Below are 18358 nucleotides of genomic sequence, written 5' to 3'. Positions count from 1 at the left end.
TTCTCTCCTTCTAAATAATCTTACTTTTGTTTTGATGAAATTCAAATTCAATTTAGTCGCGCAGATTTTTCTTGGAATGCTGATTGGCGTTGCCATCGGTTATTTCTGGAAAGACGCAGGAAATAATTTGAAAATCCTCAGCGATATTTTTCTCCGCCTGATTAAAACCATTATTGCTCCGCTGATTTTCGGAACACTGGTTGTGGGAATCGCAGGGCATTCCAACTTAAAACAGGTTGGAAGAATGGGATTGAAAGCAATTCTCTATTTTGAGATTGTTACTACGCTGGCGCTGGCTGTTGGATTAATTACTATCAACCTCACGCACATCGGCACAGGCGCATCGCTCTCTGCGAACGAAGCGCAAATTCAGAAAGCGGAAAAACTCATAGAGCAAAAGAAAGAGCACAATGTCATTCTCGAAATTTTTCCGGAGAACATTGCCAAAGCGGTGGTGGAAGGAAATGTTTTGCAGGTGGTGATCTTCAGCGTGCTGTTTGCCATCGGGCTTTCGCTCGTTACAAAACCTGAACAGCGTAAAACAATGCTCTCGTTCTGTGAATCGCTGAGTGAAGTCATGTTCAAGTTCACGGATGTGGTGATGCGCTTTGCACCATTTGCAGTAGGCGGAGCGATGGCATACACGGTTTCTACATTGGGACTTGGCGTGCTGAAAGATTTATTTATGCTGGTGATTACGCTGTATGGAGCGCACATTGCCTTTGTTCTTTTGGTTTTTGTTCCGATAGGATTCATGATAAAACTTCCGTTCAAACTTTTTATCAAAGCAGTTACTGAACCTGTAACGATTGCATTCGCCACTGCAAGTTCTGAAGCCGCGCTGCCTAAAGCATTTGAGAATATGGAAGACGTGATGAAAATTCCGAACAAGATTGTTGCGTTCGTTCTTCCTACAGGATATAGTTTCAATTTAGATGGGAGCACACTTTATCTTTCCCTCGCTTCCGTTTTCATAGCGCAGGCGTGCGGAATAGAACTCACCATCGGACAGCAAATTTATATGTGCCTCGTGCTGATGCTCACGAGCAAAGGAGTGGCAGGAGTTCGAGGCGCTTCTTTCCTTATATTAGTGAGTACTGTCTCATCACTTGGACTTCCTGCGGAAAAAGCATTTGCGATTCTTGGAGTGGATGTTTTAATGGACATGGCGCGCACTGCAATTAACGTAACAGGAAATTGTCTGGCAACTGTTGTGGTTGCGAAATGGGAGAATGAGTTGCCCCAACCCTAAAGGGTGAAATAACATTAGCTCCCTTTAGGGCGGGGGGCAAACTATTTTATGCATGACACTTGGGAATTTATTAAAGAGCTTACCAATCCTGAATCCATAATTCGCTATGGAGGAATTGCACTGCTTGTCTTTGTCATCTTTGCAGAAACAGGTTTGATGGTTGGTTTTTTTCTTCCCGGAGATTCATTGGTGTTTGTTGCCGGATTAATTTGCGCATCCGAGCCGCAACTGATGAATACAAATATTTTTTCTCTTGCCGGATTTCTTATGCTGGCGGCAATCGCAGGAAACATTACAGGATTTTATTTCGGAAAAAAAGTTGGCTCCGCTTTATTTAATAAGGATGATAATCTCATTTTCAAAAAACGCTATGTAGAAATTACGCGCTCATTCTACGAGAGGCACGGAGGAAAATCATTGGTGCTCGGAAGATTTCTTCCCATCATCCGCACCTTCGCTCCTATCCTGGCTGGCGTAATTAAAATGGAGTTCAGAATATTTTTTATTTATACAATCGTTGGCGCCATTCTCTGGATTGGTTCGCTTTCAATTCTCGGATATTATTTGGGGGAAATAAAATGGGTGAAAGAAAATCTGGAGTGGATTGTTATTGGGTTAATCATCGTTACAACCATTCCAATCATCCGAACATATAATAAGGAAAAGAATCATAATGCTAAAAATGCGAATTGATACGAATGACACGAATAAAAAAAACATTCGCATCATTCGCATTATTTTATCAAAGTATGCCAGTTACTCATATAAAAGACCACTTGCTAAAAATCTCTTCGCATGAAAGAATTTTTTATAAGTTTGACACGGTTTTTGATAGATATAAATTCAACTTTAAACTTTGAACCTTAAACTTTAAACTTAAATATTATGGGAAAGAAATCAAATCCGATGAACAATGCAATCATCATTGTTGCGGCAATCATAATCGGCTGGGCAGTTTATCTTTTAGTTCTTGGTAACGGCTCCAACTTTGAAGAAGGCGACAACACCAAGCACCCGCTCAACATCATGGGCATTATGTATAAAGGAGGAATTATTGTTCCGTTCCTGATTGCCGTGAACCTCATTGTAATTTCTTTCACCATCGAGCGCTTCATCACGCTCGGCAAAGTGAAAGGAACAGGAAGCGTTGAAAGTTTCATCCGGAACATCCGCGATTTAATTTCCAACAATCAAGTGAACGAAGCCATTGCAGAATGCGACAAGCAAAAAGGTTCCATCGCGAATGTGGTTCGTTCCGGTTTGGGTGAATACGAACGCGTACAAAATGACGGTTCAATGGACAAGGAAAGAAAAATTGCTGCTATTCAGAAAGGTTTGGAAGAAGCAACCGCACTTGAACTTCCTATGATGTCAAAAAATCTTGTCATCCTTTCCACTTGCGCTTCCATTGCTGTATTGATTGGTTTGATTGGAACAGTGGTGGGAATGATTCGTGCGTTCAGCGCAATGGCGCAGGCAGGCGCGCCCGATACTGTTGCGCTTGCAACCGGAATTTCCGAAGCGCTTGTAAATACATTCTTCGGAATTCTTGGTTCAACACTCGCAATTATTCTTTACAACTATTTCAGTTCAAAAGTTGACGCGCTCACATACGCAATTGACGAAGCCGGATATTCTATCGTTCAAACTTTCGCAACTAAAAACAAATAGAAAAGTGATTGCGAATTGCGGATTAAAAATCCGAAATCCGAAATTCTGACTATGGGCAAAATAAAAATACCGAAAAGCGCTCCATCGCTCGACATGACACCGATGGTTGACCTGGCGTTTTTGCTGGTAACCTTTTTCATGCTCACGGCAAAATTCCGCGTAAACGAAGCAGTGCCCATTAATCCCCCTGCTTCTCATTCAGAAAAAATTCTTCCCGAAAATACTTTGCAGGTGACGGTTGATACTGCCGGAAGAGTTTTTTACAATCTGGACGGACAAGATGTGCGCAGAAATCTTTTGATGAAAATGAAAGAGAAGTACAAACCTGCTTTGGATGGATTAACCGAATCAGATGTGAAACGTTTTACGGTGATGAGCGAGTTCGGAGTTCCGCTCGCACAACTTCTTCCTTATATAAGAGGCGGTGAAAAAGAAAGATTGCAGATAGATAAAACAACACCCGGCATTCCGCTTGATTCATTAAACAATCAATTAAGAGATTGGATTTTTTTCGGATGGAGGGAGAAACAAATTTTTCAGCAGACAAATCACATGTCGAAAGAGAATTGGTGCCGCATTTCAATTAAGGCGGACGGGCAAACAAATTATAAAGTAATCAAGAATGTGATAAAAACTTTTCAAGACCAGGATTTGAACAGTTTCAATTTGATTACAAACATGAAAACGGAAGCACCGGAATAAATTATGGCAGAGATAATAGATGGCGGTGGCGGAGGCCACGGCAAACACCAGAAGAAAAGAGCGAAGAAACACGCAGCGCGCGTGGACATGACGCCCATGGTGGATTTAGGTTTTCTTCTGCTTACTTTTTTCGTTCTTACCACACAATTCAGCAAGCCGAAGACGATGGAAATTAATATGCCTGTGAAACCGAAAGACACTTCGAACAGCATGAAGGTAGATACTACCACGTTAACGCTTCTGCTCACCGACAAGCAGGAAAAAGTTTTTTATTATTATGGAAAATTCAAGATGGACCCATCTATAGTTAAGACAACCGATTATTCACGGGAAGGAATTCGAAAAGTTTTCAGAGATATGAATAAAAGTGTAAGAGAAAAAATAAAAACGCTGAAAGAAAAATTCATGCATCACGAAATGGCAGACACCACTTACAAGCGGCTGGCAATTGAAACGAAGAGCGCGAAAGAAGCGCGGTTTGTAATTGTGAAAGCAGATGAAAAAGCAAAATACAAAAGCATTATAGATATTATTGATGAATTGAATGTGGCAGATGTAGGAAAATATGCGCTCGTAGATATTTCTCCTCCTGAAATTATGCTGCTGAAACAAATGGGAACAATAAAATAAATTATGACTAAAGGATTTTTTTCACAAGATTGGCAGAATGTAGTGTTCGAAGGACGCAATGAACTGGTTTTTCAAAACCGCAACAAAGAATATGGCGCGTACGAAATCCGCAGGAACTACGGAAAATTTTTAACCAAAGCATTAATCATTGCCGCTTCTGCAATTATTCTTGCCGCTTCCATTCCGTTTATTATTTCTCTTATCAGCGCTGGCGTTGAAAACCTGAATAAACCCGTGGATGTAATTGTAGACATGGCTCCGCCTCCGCTTGACAAAGCGGAACCTCCTCCGCCACCGCCACCTCCTCCGCCTCCTCCGGTGATGGAAACAATTAAGTTCACTGTTCCTGTAGTGGTGGAAGAAAAAATAGAAGAGATTCCTCCTCCGCAGGAAAAACTTACGGAGACGCACGTTGCCGAAGAAACGCACGAAGGAGATCCAAACGCGCTGGTGATTGCCGATGAACCGAAGAATAATGTAATAGATGATAACACCGTGTATGATTTGGTTGCCATTCAGGAGCAGCCACAATTCCCCGGTGGCGATGCGGAGCTTTTTGGCTTCCTCAGAAAAAATATCCAGTACCCGCAAGTAGAAAAAGAAAATGGAATACAGGGAAAGGTTTTCATCACATTTGTGGTTGACAAAGATGGCAGCGTTACGGGTGTTGAACTTTATAAAGGACTCAAAGGCGGACCCGGCTGCGATAAAGAAGCAATGCGTGTTGTGAAAATGATGCCCAAGTGGAGCGCGGGAAAACAAAACGGGAAAGCCGTTAAAGTGCGTTACATTCTTCCGATTGCGTTTAAGTTGCAGTAAACTTCACCGATTACAACGATTTTTTAATTTGTGACTCACCGATGAAATCTGTATAATCTTGTTTTTTTATCGATGTAATCTTTTTTTCCTACCAGTTACTCAATAAAACGACCAGTTACTAATTTGTTGTGGAAAAACTATTGTTGTGGAATCATAATTGATATTGATTCATTCAAGCAAATTCCTCATGAAGAGAAACTACGCAACACTAACAATTAAACTCTCTTCACATGAACACAACATCAAAAATGTTTTCCGATTGGTCGGAAGTTACCAGCGGGGAACGAAACGAAATCGTATTTGAGCGCCTGAACAAAACCTATGGCGCCTACGAAATCAGAACACATTACGACAACACGCTTGCGAAAGCATTTTCGGCAACAATACTTCTGATTGGTTTGCTTACAGTAGTATTTTTTATTGCGAGGGAAATTCCAAAGACGGAAATAAAAATTCCGGATAGCGGAAAAGTAATTTTGTTTCCTCCGCTAAAAGACAATTCCATTGTGCCAAAACAAATTGAGCAACCGCTGCAGCGCTCAACTCCTTCTACTGATAGATTTAAACCGGTAGTGGACGACAGTCACATAGACAATACTCCCCTTCCCAAAAATCCAATCAACAATTTTACGGGCTCCGGAAATCCTCTTGATACGGGAAAAGGTGAACCATTAAATTTATTTCCCGGTGGAGAAGCAAAAAAAATTATTGATGATACTGCAACTTACTGGAGCACCGCAGTGCAGGAGCAAGCAAGATTCCCAGGAGGAGAGGAAGAACTTTTCCGCTTTCTGAAAAATAATGCGCACACACCTCAGGTATTGATTGAAACAGGAAACATAAAAGAAAAAATAGGAGTTGCATTTACAGTAGATAAAGATGGAGGCATCATCAACATATCTCTTCAGAATAAAAGCCGCTATAATGAACTGAACGAAGAAGCGTTGCGCGTTGTGAAAAAAATGCCAGCATGGGAACCTGCGCGGCAAAACGGAGAACCCGTAAAAGAACGGTTAGTACTTCCCATCCGGTTTGAAGTAAAGTAATACTTTTGCCATTAAATTTTTTTTATGTCACTCACTCCTCTGAAAATTTTCGGCTTCATCATGAGTTTTGCTTACATATTTTTCGGATTGCTTTTCCTGATGACGCCTGTTTTCGAAGGGCTGATTGAAAATCCGCAGTACAGAAAAATTTTGGGAGGCGTGTTAACCGCATACGGGCTTTTTAGAATGGCATATTTCTTACGGCAATTAAGAAAAAAAAATTAATGAAAACTCTTTTTGAATACTTGGGACTTGGGATTTGGTGCTTGGGACTTGCGTCTTGTGGTTCTCCGCAAAGCACTCCCACTCAAGGCAAACTCAAAATTGAAATTGATGAATCGTATTCGCAGCTTTTCACAGCAGAGATTGAAGCATTCGAAGGATTATACAAAGAATCAAACATTGAAGTGATTTATAAACATGAAGGCGAAATCGTGAATGACTTGCTCGCGGATTCCTGCCGTGTTGCAATTCTCAGCCGTGATTTAAGTCGGAAAGAAAAAGATTATTTCGCTGCGAAAAAATCTTTTCCCACTTCCACAAAAATTGCGGTAGATGCGCTTGCGTTCATCACACACAAGGATAATCCTGTGAAAGAACTTACTTATTCCGAACTCAAAGATATTTTCACAGGAAAAAAAAATCAATGGAAAGAATTCAGCCCTGCCATAAAAGAAAAATCCGCGCAGGACACAAGCATAACAATTGTTTTCGACAACGAAAAATCATGCAACGTAAGAATGGTGAAAGAAAAAATTCTTGGTGAAAATAATTTTCCGAAAAATATTTTCGCTCTCAAATCAAATCCCGAAGTGGTGGAGTATGTGAGCAAAAATAAAAGCGCGCTCGGAATCATTGGCGTGAACTGGATAAGCGATGCGGACGATACGCTCACGCGAAGTTTTCTCAGCAAAGTGAATGTGCTCGGAGTTGCTTCCGAAGAAAACCCCGGAGATTTTTTTCAACCCTATCAGGCAACAATTTACTCAGGAGAATATCCGTTCACACGAAATGTTTACATCATCAACCGCGAAGGCAGAACCGGGCTCGGCACGGGGTTTGCTGCTTTTGTGGCGGGAGAAAAGGGACAATTAATAATTTTGAAGTCCGGCATGGTTCCTGCAACACAGCCGGTAAGAATGGTTACAATCACCAATAAGTAATTAAAAAGAAAAACATGTCCTGAGCGTAGTCGAAGGATTAAAAATTAAAAATATGAAAAAGTTATTTTTTTTAGCAGCAGTTGGCAGTTGGCAGTTGGCAGTTTCACAATCACTTTCTGACGCAATCAAATTAACCGAGAGCGAACAATTTGAAAAAGCCGATGCAGCATTTCGTTCGTTGATTCAGCGCGAGCCCACTAACGGAGATAATTTTTTCTTCTACGGAGAAAATTTTTTCAAGCAGGAAATTCTCGATTCATCTTTCAAGAAAATTGATTTGGATACTGCGCGGATGATGTATGAAATGGGAATGAAAAAAAATCCGAACAATCCAATAAATTACGTGGGGCTTGGAAAAGTTTTGTGGTATGAAGGAAAAACTGCCGATGCGAAAAAACAATTTTACGATGCGGTGCAAATTATTTCTCCTATTAACAAAACGGATAAAACCACCGGCAAACAAAAAGCAATGGTGTACATGAAAATTGCAGAAACTTACACGCGCGCGAAGAACAAAGATTTGGCTGAAGCAATCAATCTTCTCAACAAGGCGCTGAAGGAAGACAAAGACAATCCTGAAATTTATATTCTGATTGGCGATGCAACGCTCGAGCAAAATCCCGGTGACGCATCGCAGGCGATTACTTATTACAAGAAGGCATACGACATGGATAAAAAATCTTCCAAAGCGCTTTTGCGAATTGGGCAGTTGTATTCACGAGCGAGAAATTTGCCGGAAGCGGTAAAAAATTATGACGAAGCAACCAAGGTTGATCCGAACTTCGCTCCCGCTTACCGCGAAAAGGCGGAAGCATTCTACAGGGGAAAACAATACGAAACCGCCATTCAGAACTACAAAAAATATTTAGAACTCAACAGCGGAAGTTTGAGCGCGCAGGTGCGTTACGCTTCGTTTCTTTTCCTGAGCAAAAAATATTCGGATGCGATTGCTTCCATACAGGAAATTCAAAAAACAAATGCGCAAATTATTTTTCTCTATCGCCTTCTCGCCTACTCTTATTTTGAAACGGGAGATTGCACAAACGGCTTGACAGCGATTGATAAATTTTTCTCGATGGCTCCTGCGAAAAAAATTCTCGCTTCGGATTATGAGTACAATGGAAAACTTTTGTCGAAGTGCGGAAAAGATTCCCTGGCGATTGAAAAATTGAAAAAAGCAATCGAGCAGGACACAACAAAACCGGAACTCAACGGAGAGTTGGGAAAAAGTTATATGCAGATGAAAAAATATCCCGAAGCCATTGACGCCTTCAACAAAAAAATAAAAGCCGGAAAGGGAGTTGACGCAAATGATTATTATGTGCTCGGTCTCGCCTATTATAAAAGCAAACAATGCGCGCTGGCGGATTCTTCGTTCAAACAAATTACAATTCTTCGCCCGGATATTCCGATGGGATATTTATATAGAGCAAAAGCAAATGCCTGCCTCGATCCCGACAGTAAAAAAGGAATGGCAAAACCTTTTTACGAGCAGTATCTTTCCAAATTGAAACCGGAAGAGATGGATAAAAATAAATCAAGCGTGATTGAAGCGTACGAAGCCATTGGTTATGCGGATATGGTTATGAAAGATTACGCAAACGCAAAATGTATTTACCAGAAACTTATTGGCGTTGACCCGAACAGCAAGAAAGCAAAAGAAGCATTGAAAGAACCGAACGTGGCGAAGGCAACCTGCTCACAATAAAAATTCGAAATATTCTGGTAACGAAGTAACGAATCTCAATAACGAATTTTACGAATAGTACGTTTGTATGATTCGTAATATTTGTAACCAAATTCGTTACTTCGTTACCAGGAATTTAAAAACTCAGTTGATGCGCTTGAGTTTAACTTCCTTCACCGGAGTAATTATCAGCGGAACTTTTTCGAGCGTTACATCATCCATATCGAGCCCGAAAGATTTTTCATCTGACAAACTCATGTGCTTCAGAAGAAAATATCCATCCATGATAATTTTTTCGTAGAAGGGAAGTTCGTTTTCATAGGAGAGAAATTTTTCCAGCACCACGAAACGGAAATCTCCAATCTCATCGCCTTTCGAATCGTAGCGGCTCGTTACGTCCACTTCTTTCGACTCCAGCAAATCATGAACAATCCGCTGGAACATCAAACCGATTCGCGGTGGAATGCGGAAGCCCAAACGGAAATCAATGCGGATTAAATCTTCGGGCGCGAGAATGTTCACTTTATATTCCATGCGGTAAGGTTCGTTCACCACATCCACGTGCACCAGCCAGTAAATATCCGCGCGCTTCGGGTGATTGTTCAGAATGGAATTCATTACTGCCGCTTCAATATCGCGCGGGTCATCCGCGCTCGTGAGATAAACCAAATGCGTTGCATATTTCGGAACGCTGGTATCGCGGCTCAAATCAATCATGGCAGGAACATAATCATCCAGTTTCACAAATTCCAGATAGCGGTTCCGGATTTTTCTCGCCTGGAACCAAATCCACATCACTGTAACAAGAATTCCGGCAATCATAAAACTCACCCATCCGCCATGCACAAATTTGCTGAGGTTGGCAACCAGGAAAGAATTTTCAATGAAAAAATAAATCGCGAAAAAAGAAAAAATGAAAACCGGGTTATATCTTTTCAGCATCATGTAAAACGAAAGAAGTATTGTTGTCATCAGCATATCAAAATTGATGGTAAGCCCGTATGCCGCCTCCATGTTGGATGATTCGCGGAAATAAAGTACTACACCGATACATCCCGCAAACAGCATCCAGTTCACGGAAGGAATATACATCTGCCCTTTGAAATCGGATGGATGAACAATTCTCACTTTCGGCCAGAAGTTGAGGCGGATGGCTTCGTTGATAATAGTGAAAGAACCGGTGATTAATGCCTGGCTTGCAACAATAGTTGCCGAAGTGGAAATTAAAATTCCAGGAAGGATAAACCACACGGGCATAATCATGTAAAACGGATTTCTTTCACCGAGCAATTCTCCCTGGTGATTCAGCAGCCATGCACCCTGCCCGAAATAATTCAGCAGAAGCATTGTTAAAACCATTGACCATGAAATGCGGATGTTTCCTTTTCCGCAGTGACCCATGTCGGAATAAATTCCTTCCGCGCCTGTAGTGGCAAGAAACACTGCGCCCAGCACCCAGAATCCTCCCGGATGTTCGGCAAGAAGACGATAGGCGTAAACAGGATTCAGCGCTTTGAGAATTTCAGGAGTGCCTGCGATAGCAACAAATCCGAGATAACCGAGCATGGCAAACCAGATGAGCATGACGGGTCCAAAAAATTTCCCAACAAAACTTGTTCCGAACTGCTGAATGACAAACAGCGCAGTGAGAATAGTGATGACAATGGGAAGCGGATTTATATTTTCATTCACCGATTTTAATCCTTCCACCGCGGAGGAAACCGAAATGGCAGGAGTGAGAATTCCATCGGCAATGAGCGCGCTGCCGCCAATCATGGCAGGAATAATGAGCCAGTAAATTTTTGTCTTCTTCACCAGCGCGTAGAGAGAAAAAATTCCTCCTTCACCGCGGTTGTCCGCGCGGAGAGTGAGGATTACATATTTAACTGTGGTGAGAATAATCAGCGTCCAGAAAATGCAGGAGATGCCGCCAATAATTAAAGTGGAGTCAATTGTTTTTGTTCCTACGACTGCTTTCAGCACATAGAGAGGAGAAGTGCCGATGTCGCCAAAAATAATTCCGAGCGTTACTAAAAGCCCTGCACCCGAAACTGCGGGGATATGACTGTATGCTTTGGAAGAATTGTTGAACACAAAAAATTTCTAAAAGCCGCGTGAATGTACAAAATTAAAAGGCGTGTAATATTACTACTTCCATTTATCATAAAATATTAAATTTGTGAGTCCTCAAATCAGAAGATACTTCTAATCAAACTTTATCATGAAAAAACTTTTTACTTCTCTTCTCATCGCCCTTTCTTTTCTTTTTACCACTTCCATTAAATCAAACGCAGCCGCTTATGTGGTGCAGGTGATGAATTTTCAATTTTCGCCCAACAAGGTGAACATGTGCCTGGGCGATACGATTGTGTTCGTATGGTCGAGCGGGTTTCACAACGTACATATATATAATCCCATTGACACCACTTCGCCCGACCTCACCGGCTTCGGGCAGTACTGGGGAATTGTTCCCACCATTGCCGCCACTTATAGTTACCAATGCGATTACCACGCAAGCATGATGCAGGGAACTTTTACCGTGAACACGATTCCAACAGCATCCGTAAATTCTGTTACCGATGTCGCCTGCAAAGGAAACAGCACAGGAGCCATCACCATAAATTCTTCCGGTGGAAGTTTAAGTTATGCATGGAGCAACGGAGCCACCACACAGAATATTTCCGGGCTTGCCGCAGGAACATACAGCGTAACGGTTTCGAACAACTGCGGCTCCACTTCGCTTACGGGAATTGTGGTGAACGAACCCGCCTCTGCGCTCAATGTTTCCATTGCGGTACAGGATAATGTGAAATGCAACGGAGGAAATGACGGGCACGTGATGCTGAACACTTCGGGCGGAACTCCCATGTATACTTATTTATGGTCGAGCGGAGAAACAGTTCCCACCATTAATACAAAACCAGCGGGAACGTATTCGGTTCTTGTTACCGATGCGAATGGCTGCACGGCAACACTGACTGCTGTGATTACCGAGCCGGCTGCCATCACCACCACGCTTGTTGTTACAACTATTTCGTGCAACGGAAATAATGACGGAGCCATTAATTTATCGGTGAGCGGTGGAACCGGCATGTACACTTATTCGTGGCAGCCAAACGGGGAAACTACTCAAAACATTTCCAATCTTTCCCCGGGAACTTATACAGTAAATATCACCGATGCAAACTTCTGCACACACACGGATGTTGCCACCGTGAATCAACCATCCGTTCTTACGGTTACTCTTTCTCCGACAGATGTTTCGTGCAACGGAGCGAACGATGGCTCCATTTCTTCATCAGTTACCGGAGGAACTTCACCTTATACGTATTCATGGAGCAACAGCGCAACCACTTCTGCTATTTCAAATCTTTCTCCGGCTACTTATTCCGTTGTTGTTGCCGATGCCAACGGATGCACTGCTGCCGCTATAGCAGGAATTACTGAACCTACCGCGCTCACCACAACGGTTTCTTCCACCAACGCAACCTGCAGTTCAACCTGCGATGGAACGGCTATGGTAACTGCATCGGGCGGAACTCCGCCTTATACCTATAGTTGGAATCCTTCGGGCGCAACCACTTCTTCTGTAACAAATCTCTGCGCAGGAACTTATACGGTTTGCGTGGAAGATGCAAATCATTGTCTGGTCTGCACGCCTGTAACTATTTCTTCTCCTCCTGCCATTACAACCACTCTTACCGCAACCAATGTTTCGTGCAACGGAAATAATGACGGAGCAATAAATTTATCGGTGAGCGGAGGAACAGGCATGTACACTTACCTGTGGATGCCCGGCATGGAAACCACTCAGAACATTTCCAATCTTTCCCCGGGAAATTATTCCGTAACAGTTACCGATGGAAATAATTGTTCTGCCACTGCAACGGTTGCTGTTACAGAACCGGCAGCGCTCGCAGTAATGCTTACTCCCAAAGATATTTCCTGCAACGGAGCGAACGATGGTTCCATTTCTTCATCAGTTACCGGAGGAACTTCGCCTTATACGTATTTGTGGAGCAACAGCGCAAGCACTCAGAATATTTCCAATCTTTCTGCAACTACCTATTCCCTTCTTGTAACCGACATGAACGGCTGCACCGCCACCGCAACCGCAACTATTTCTGAACCATCCGCGCTTACTATTACTGTTACTTCGAACAACGCCACCTGCGGCAACAGTTGCAATGGCGATGCAACTGCAGCGGTGAGCGGAGGCACTCCGCCTTATACCTATTCCTGGTGCAACGGAGCAACCACATCTGTCATTACCGGATTATGTGCCGGCAACTGCAATGCCACCGTAAGCGATGCCAACGGATGCATGCTCACTGTAACATTTACCATCACCGCTCCGCCTGCAATAATGATTTCGGTTGACAGCATTCATAATTCCACTTCGTGCAATTCGGGCAACGGAGAAATTTACACCACCGTTTCAGGAGGCGTTACTCCTTATACGTATGCATGGTCGCCTGCGGGAGGAAACAGCGATGATGCCACCGGATTGAATCCCGGAACTTATACGCTCGCGGTTACCGATGCAAACGGATGCCAGGCAACCGCAACGGCAACGGTTACCAATTCATCCGCCATGACCATTACCGGCTCGGTAACAAACGTAACCTGCAACGGAGGCACTGACGGAGCCATTATGATTTCTGTTACCGGAGGAACTCCCGCGTTTACCTATGCGTGGTCGAATGGTTCAACTTCGCAAAATCTTTCCAATGCTTCTGCCGGATGTTATTCGGTTACTGTTACCGATGCGAACGGATGTTCTGCTATGTACACCAACTGCATTACGCAGCCGGCCGCATTAACTATTTCGCTCACTTCCACTCCTGCTTCGTGCAACGGGGGAAATGACGGAACCGCCACCGTTTCCACTTCGGGCGGAAGCGGAAATTTTTCTTATCTCTGGAATCCTTCTTCGCAGACAACTGCTGCTGCCACCGGATTGAGCGCGGGAAATTATTCGGTGAGCGTTATGGACATTACCTGTTCGGTTACAGTCACAGGAACAGTAACCATTACTCAACCATCGGCAATGACGGCAACAGTTACGCATACAAATCCCTGCTCATCTACGAGCAACAACGGAACGGCAACGGTGATTGTTTCGGGCGGAAGCGGAAGTTATAGTTACCTGTGGAATCCATCGGGGCAAACCACTTCCACTGCCACCGGTCTTGGCACAGGAACTTATACGGTTACTGTAACGGATATTCTTTGCCCGAAAACTCTTACGCTCACCGTTACACTTGCTGCTCCAATTATTCCGCTTCAACTTAGCACCATTGCCGCTTTCCCCGAAAATCCCTGCGGTGCGCAAAACGGGCAGGCAGTTCCGTTTGTAATTGGCGGAAGCACGCCTTACACTTATATGTGGAGCAACGGGCAAACCAATCAGAATGCAACCGGGCTTTCTGCCGGAAATTATTCGCTCGTAGTTACCGATGCAAGCGGATGCACCGCTACGGGAACAGTTACGGTTACCTGCATTCCGGTTTCTGTTTCCAATCTTTCACCGGGTGATTTCAACATGAATATATTTCCGAACCCGACAAGCGATGCCTTTACGCTGGAGTTTGTTTCAGCAACGGCAGATGATTATGCAATTGAAATAAGAAACCTGCTTGGAGAAAAAATTTACAGCAAGGAAATAAAGAGTTTCTCCGGAAATTATTCTGAACGGATTGACGCGCATAGTTTCGGAAAAGGAATTTACTTTCTCAGTGTGAAGAATTCTTCGGGCATTGCGATTCGGAAAATTATAGTTGAGTAAATTATGTCAGTGACTTCACCCCCCTACCCTCTCCTTGTGCAAGGAGAGGGGCGTCTGCTCAGAGGAGTCCCTTCGGGAAAAGACAGGGTGAGGTCTTTTCAAATGAAACTTTTTTCTCTCTTTATATTTTTACTTCCCATGCTTGCAACCTCACAACCCATAAAACTCCGCTCGCAGCTTGCCGACACGGTGGGCTTCGCGCATCAGCAATGGCAGATGGACAGCGTGATGAAGCGGATTGAAAAAGAGTTCGGAAAAAAAATGGCGGATGTATGGAAAGAGAAAAACATTTCTGCGGGCGATGCATGGAAGGTTGCCATTTCTCCGCACGATGACCATACCTATGCAAGTTACCTGTACCCACTTGTGCTGCGGAACGTGAAAGCGAAGACAGTGATTTTCTTCGGGGTGGCACACAAGGCGAAGCAACTCAACCTGCAGGATAAAATTATTTTCGATTCGTTCACGCACTGGCGCGGATGCTACGGCAATATAAAAGTTTCTCCGCTGCGCGAAAAAATAATTGCACAACTTCCAAAGGAAATCTATGAAGTGAATGATTCCATGCAAACTATTGAACATTCGGTGGAGGGAATTCTCCCGTTCGTTCAGTATTTCAACCGCTCCGTTGAAATTGTTTCCATTCTGGTTCCCTATAATTCATTCGACAACATGAACAAGATGGCGAAGCCGCTTGCCGCTGCCATTGCTTCCGTTATGAAAGAAAACAAACTCGAATGGGGAAAAGATATTGCCCTTGTCCTTTCCACCGATGCGGTGCATTATGGCGATGAGGACTGGGGAGGAAAAAACTTTGCCACGTATGGAGCCGACAGCGCGGGCTACGAAAAAGCAGTGGCGCACGAACATGAAATCATCGGCAACTGCTTTGCAGGAGAACTCACCACAGAAAAAATAAAAAAGTTCACTGAATACACGGTGAAGAAAGACGACTATAAAGATTATTTATGGACCTGGTGCGGCAGGTATTCCGTGCCTATGGGATTGCTCACTGCTTTTTATATGGCAGAAGCAGGCAAAACAAAACTCACCGGCACACCGATCGGCTATGCCACCAGTTTATCGCACCCTCCCATTCCTGTTGAGGACTTGAAAATGGGAACCACCGCCCCGGCAAAAATCAGGCATTGGGTGGGATACTTCAGCGGGGGGTTTAAGTAAGATTATTTCCCTTTTTATCTTGCTTTTCTCATAACTTTTTTGCTTCTTTGTACTCTCATTCGCATAACCGCTCTTGTATGAATGAATAACTTTACTCTCAAAAATATGGCTCTGCATCCCGCTATGAGCGGGACTCGCTCTCTTTTTTCTAACACTGTTTTGCAGTTTTCCCTTTTCGTATTTTTCGTACTATTTCGCTTTTCGATGATTGCGCAAAATCTTGTGCCTAATCCCTCTTTTGAAATTTTTGATACTTGTCCAAATGCACAGGGTCAAATAATTCATGCTATTGGGTGGAAAAATTTTAATCAATACTCTCCTGATTATTATAATATGTGCTCAACTGCAAATAATTATTTAGTATCTGTCCCACATAACTGGACTGGATACCAGCAAGCGGCAAGTGGTAATGCTTATGCTGGTATTTATACTTATGAAACGCCACAGCCCCCTGCTGATATAAATATTAGAGAATGTATTGGAGCGCAATTACTTTCTCCACTTGTAATTGGCACTAAATATTTTTTTTCCTTTAAAGCGAATTTAGCGCTTGATACAAATCATATTCTTAATCAGGCAACAAATAACATAGGAATGTTATTTTCAACAATATTCTATAGCCAATCGAATCCAGTCCCTATAAATAATTTTGCACATGTCTATTCTACTGCTGTGATTACTGATACGATGAATTGGACAACTATTGCTGGTTCTTTTATTGCTGATTCTGCTTATAAGTATGTTGTCATCGGTAATTTTTTTGACAATGCACACACTACAATAATTCAGATGCAAGATACTATTTGGGATAGGATTGCTTACTATTTTATAGACGATGTCTATGTTTCTACGGATTCTATTGCAGGAGGTATTGCTGAACAAGATATGCAGGGAAAAATAAAAATATATCCTAACCCATCCGATGGCGGGTATAATATTAGGTTAAATAATTTTTCAGTTTATTCTATAAATGTTTATAATGAATTAGGTAAACTTATTTTTTCGTTAGCGGAAAATATAGGCGATAATTTATTTTTAGATTTAAGAGGAGAAAAGAACGGAATTTATTTTCTTCTAATTAATGATGGGCAAAGAGTAATAACAAAAAAACTGATAAAAGAATAAATGAAAAAACTCCTACCTATATTTTCCTTCCTTCCTTTTTTTGCAAGCGCGCAAAACCTTGTGCCAAACGGTGATTTTGAATTAGGACCGGACAGTTCTTCTGGTGCTTGGTTATATGGGATTGACAGTGTTGGTTGCACAGCGGTAGGTACAGTTTTAGGACCGGACTTTTGGACTGTTGTTTCACCTTCTCCCGACAGGTTAATAGAAGGTGATATTCCATGTAACTGGGATAAGGATACGGCACAATCAGGCAAAGCGTATGTGGATTTCGCTTATACCGAATCAGGTAAAACGACTTTAATTTCTCCGCTTCAAAAAGATTCTCTATACCAACTCAGCGTTTATCTTTCCTTGCAAACTTTTAAAGGAACATACACACAGCCGCATCGTGTAGTATTTATATTTAATAATGGCGGAGATAGCATAATTGCTCCTTATGTTAACATGCCCCCTCACTGGCAGCACCTTGATACAACTTTTAAGGCATCGGCAAATTCAACCGAGATAACAATAAATGGTTTTGCACTTGTATCTTCTGGAACAAATGTGGACAATATATTTCTTCAAAAAATTTCTGGTACAGGAATAAATTATTTTGATATAAACACGAATATTACACTTTTTCCTAATCCTGCAAATGATTTTATTATTGTTAGTGTAAAAGGCACAATAATATTTTCAATTTTTTTGTTTAATCATATAGGAGAAAAAATCATAGTTCCAATCTTTGAATTATCAGAGAATAATTTTCGTATTGATTTGTCGGGGTTGTCAAATGGAATTTATGCAGCGAACATTTATTTTATGAACGGATTTTATACAACAAAGAAATTTATCAAACTCAAATAGATTATCAACATTAACTTTTAAAACTAAACTACAATGAAGAAGACATTTACTAAAGGACTAATTGCAATAATTGTAATTGCCTTGCAGACCAATTTCTCTCAAGCTCAATTTACTCAAGGATTTTTAAGTGGTAATCTTTGTGGCAGCACAAACCCTGCTGTAACAGCAATTGGAATAGGAAATTTCAGTACTTCTCCTTCTGCAGCGTTGCATGTAAATACAAATTTACTGCCAACAAATACAACTTTCGGAGCAGGTAAGGTTTTCCGCACCGATGGACCCAGCAATGTAGATAATCTATGGCAAATGTTTACAGTACCAACAGGTAAAAATCCTGTTACGAAAGAAATTGGCGACATACTTTCTCCCGCAGGCAGCATTGATTTTATGATGCGCTCTGCACAGCCGGGCGGCACATTGCAATTTCAAACAAACACGGGA

General features: G+C 42.3%; 16 protein-coding genes. 15 read left to right on the top strand and 1 reads right to left on the bottom strand.

Annotated features, from left to right (window positions below):
- The first annotated feature begins 34 nt into the window (after positions 1-34).
- The 10 genes from HY063_08660 to HY063_08615 all read left to right on the top strand — a co-directional run bounded on the left by HY063_08660 (position 35) and on the right by HY063_08615 (position 8991).
- Positions 35-1252 carry a cation:dicarboxylase symporter family transporter gene (locus HY063_08660; protein MBI3501851.1) on the top strand — a complete coding sequence of 406 codons (1218 nt, stop codon included), beginning with the start codon at positions 35-37 and terminating at the stop codon, positions 1250-1252.
- Positions 1253-1300: 48 nt separating this feature from the next.
- Positions 1301-1945 (top strand): VTT domain-containing protein, encoded by a 645-nt coding sequence (locus HY063_08655; GenBank protein MBI3501850.1) that lies wholly within the window; start codon positions 1301-1303, stop codon positions 1943-1945.
- Positions 1946-2137: 192 nt separating this feature from the next.
- Positions 2138-2923 (top strand): MotA/TolQ/ExbB proton channel family protein, encoded by a 786-nt coding sequence (locus HY063_08650; protein ID MBI3501849.1) that lies wholly within the window; start codon positions 2138-2140, stop codon positions 2921-2923.
- 51 nt (positions 2924-2974) lie between these two features.
- Positions 2975-3625, top strand: coding sequence for a biopolymer transporter ExbD (locus HY063_08645; protein ID MBI3501848.1), 651 nt, complete (start codon positions 2975-2977; stop codon positions 3623-3625).
- Positions 3626-3628: 3 nt separating this feature from the next.
- A complete protein-coding gene (locus tag HY063_08640; protein MBI3501847.1) occupies positions 3629-4255 on the top strand; it encodes a biopolymer transporter ExbD in 627 nt (208 codons plus the stop codon).
- A 3-nt stretch (positions 4256-4258) separates the two neighbouring features.
- Entirely contained in the window at positions 4259-5074 is an 816-nt protein-coding gene (locus HY063_08635) for an energy transducer TonB (GenBank protein MBI3501846.1), read from the top strand.
- A gap of 230 nt (positions 5075-5304) precedes the next feature.
- Positions 5305-6120 carry an energy transducer TonB gene (locus tag HY063_08630; protein ID MBI3501845.1) on the top strand — a complete coding sequence of 272 codons (816 nt, stop codon included), beginning with the start codon at positions 5305-5307 and terminating at the stop codon, positions 6118-6120.
- A 24-nt stretch (positions 6121-6144) separates the two neighbouring features.
- On the top strand, positions 6145-6345 hold the full coding sequence (locus tag HY063_08625) for a hypothetical protein (GenBank protein MBI3501844.1): 201 nt from the start codon (positions 6145-6147) through the stop codon (positions 6343-6345).
- Positions 6345-7283, top strand: a complete 939-nt coding sequence (locus HY063_08620; protein ID MBI3501843.1) for a substrate-binding domain-containing protein — start codon at positions 6345-6347, stop codon at positions 7281-7283. The genes HY063_08625 and HY063_08620 overlap by 1 nt, the downstream gene beginning before the upstream one ends.
- Before the next feature lie 52 nt (positions 7284-7335).
- Positions 7336-8991, top strand: coding sequence for a tetratricopeptide repeat protein (locus HY063_08615; protein MBI3501842.1), 1656 nt, complete (start codon positions 7336-7338; stop codon positions 8989-8991).
- Between the two features lie 123 nt (positions 8992-9114).
- Here HY063_08615 and HY063_08610 read toward each other — a convergent pair whose 3' ends face one another.
- Complete coding sequence (locus HY063_08610; protein ID MBI3501841.1) at positions 9115-11064, bottom strand: KUP/HAK/KT family potassium transporter; 1950 nt, start codon at positions 11062-11064, stop codon at positions 9115-9117.
- Between the two features lie 127 nt (positions 11065-11191).
- On the opposite strand from HY063_08610, the gene HY063_08605 reads away from it, so the two are divergent.
- The 5 genes from HY063_08605 to HY063_08585 all read left to right on the top strand — a co-directional run.
- A complete protein-coding gene (locus HY063_08605) occupies positions 11192-14758 on the top strand; it encodes a T9SS type A sorting domain-containing protein (protein MBI3501840.1) in 3567 nt (1188 codons plus the stop codon).
- 3 nt (positions 14759-14761) lie between these two features.
- Positions 14762-15940 (top strand): AmmeMemoRadiSam system protein B, encoded by a 1179-nt coding sequence (gene amrB, locus HY063_08600; GenBank protein ID MBI3501839.1) that lies wholly within the window; start codon positions 14762-14764, stop codon positions 15938-15940.
- Positions 15941-16045: 105 nt separating this feature from the next.
- Positions 16046-17065 carry a T9SS type A sorting domain-containing protein gene (locus HY063_08595; protein MBI3501838.1) on the top strand — a complete coding sequence of 340 codons (1020 nt, stop codon included), beginning with the start codon at positions 16046-16048 and terminating at the stop codon, positions 17063-17065.
- A gap of 60 nt (positions 17066-17125) precedes the next feature.
- A complete protein-coding gene (locus tag HY063_08590) occupies positions 17126-17917 on the top strand; it encodes a T9SS type A sorting domain-containing protein (GenBank protein MBI3501837.1) in 792 nt (263 codons plus the stop codon).
- 33 nt (positions 17918-17950) lie between these two features.
- Positions 17951-18358 (top strand): hypothetical protein (locus HY063_08585; GenBank protein MBI3501836.1); only part of this gene is annotated, 408 nt, incomplete at its 3' end.

This window comes from Bacteroidota bacterium, assembly GCA_016195025.1.
Taxonomy (GTDB): Bacteria; Bacteroidota; Bacteroidia; order Palsa-948; family Palsa-948; genus Palsa-948.
The sequence above is the reverse complement of the archived record's forward strand: the minus strand, read 5'-3'. Positions and strand labels throughout refer to the sequence as shown.

What these genes read in the sequence shown, in the direction of transcription:
- HY063_08660 (MBI3501851.1), top strand. Translation starts at nt 35, where the DNA reads ATGAAATTCAAATTCAATTTAGTCGCGCAGATTTTTCTTGGAATGCTG.
- HY063_08655 (MBI3501850.1), top strand. Translation starts at nt 1,301, where the DNA reads ATGCATGACACTTGGGAATTTATTAAAGAGCTTACCAATCCTGAATCC.
- HY063_08650 (MBI3501849.1), top strand. Translation starts at nt 2,138, where the DNA reads ATGGGAAAGAAATCAAATCCGATGAACAATGCAATCATCATTGTTGCG.
- HY063_08645 (MBI3501848.1), top strand. Translation starts at nt 2,975, where the DNA reads ATGGGCAAAATAAAAATACCGAAAAGCGCTCCATCGCTCGACATGACA.
- HY063_08640 (MBI3501847.1), top strand. Translation starts at nt 3,629, where the DNA reads ATGGCAGAGATAATAGATGGCGGTGGCGGAGGCCACGGCAAACACCAG.
- HY063_08635 (MBI3501846.1), top strand. Translation starts at nt 4,259, where the DNA reads ATGACTAAAGGATTTTTTTCACAAGATTGGCAGAATGTAGTGTTCGAA.
- HY063_08630 (MBI3501845.1), top strand. Translation starts at nt 5,305, where the DNA reads ATGAACACAACATCAAAAATGTTTTCCGATTGGTCGGAAGTTACCAGC.
- HY063_08625 (MBI3501844.1), top strand. Translation starts at nt 6,145, where the DNA reads ATGTCACTCACTCCTCTGAAAATTTTCGGCTTCATCATGAGTTTTGCT.
- HY063_08620 (MBI3501843.1), top strand. Translation starts at nt 6,345, where the DNA reads ATGAAAACTCTTTTTGAATACTTGGGACTTGGGATTTGGTGCTTGGGA.
- HY063_08615 (MBI3501842.1), top strand. Translation starts at nt 7,336, where the DNA reads ATGAAAAAGTTATTTTTTTTAGCAGCAGTTGGCAGTTGGCAGTTGGCA.
- HY063_08605 (MBI3501840.1), top strand. Translation starts at nt 11,192, where the DNA reads ATGAAAAAACTTTTTACTTCTCTTCTCATCGCCCTTTCTTTTCTTTTT.
- amrB (MBI3501839.1), top strand. Translation starts at nt 14,762, where the DNA reads ATGTCAGTGACTTCACCCCCCTACCCTCTCCTTGTGCAAGGAGAGGGG.
- HY063_08595 (MBI3501838.1), top strand. Translation starts at nt 16,046, where the DNA reads ATGGCTCTGCATCCCGCTATGAGCGGGACTCGCTCTCTTTTTTCTAAC.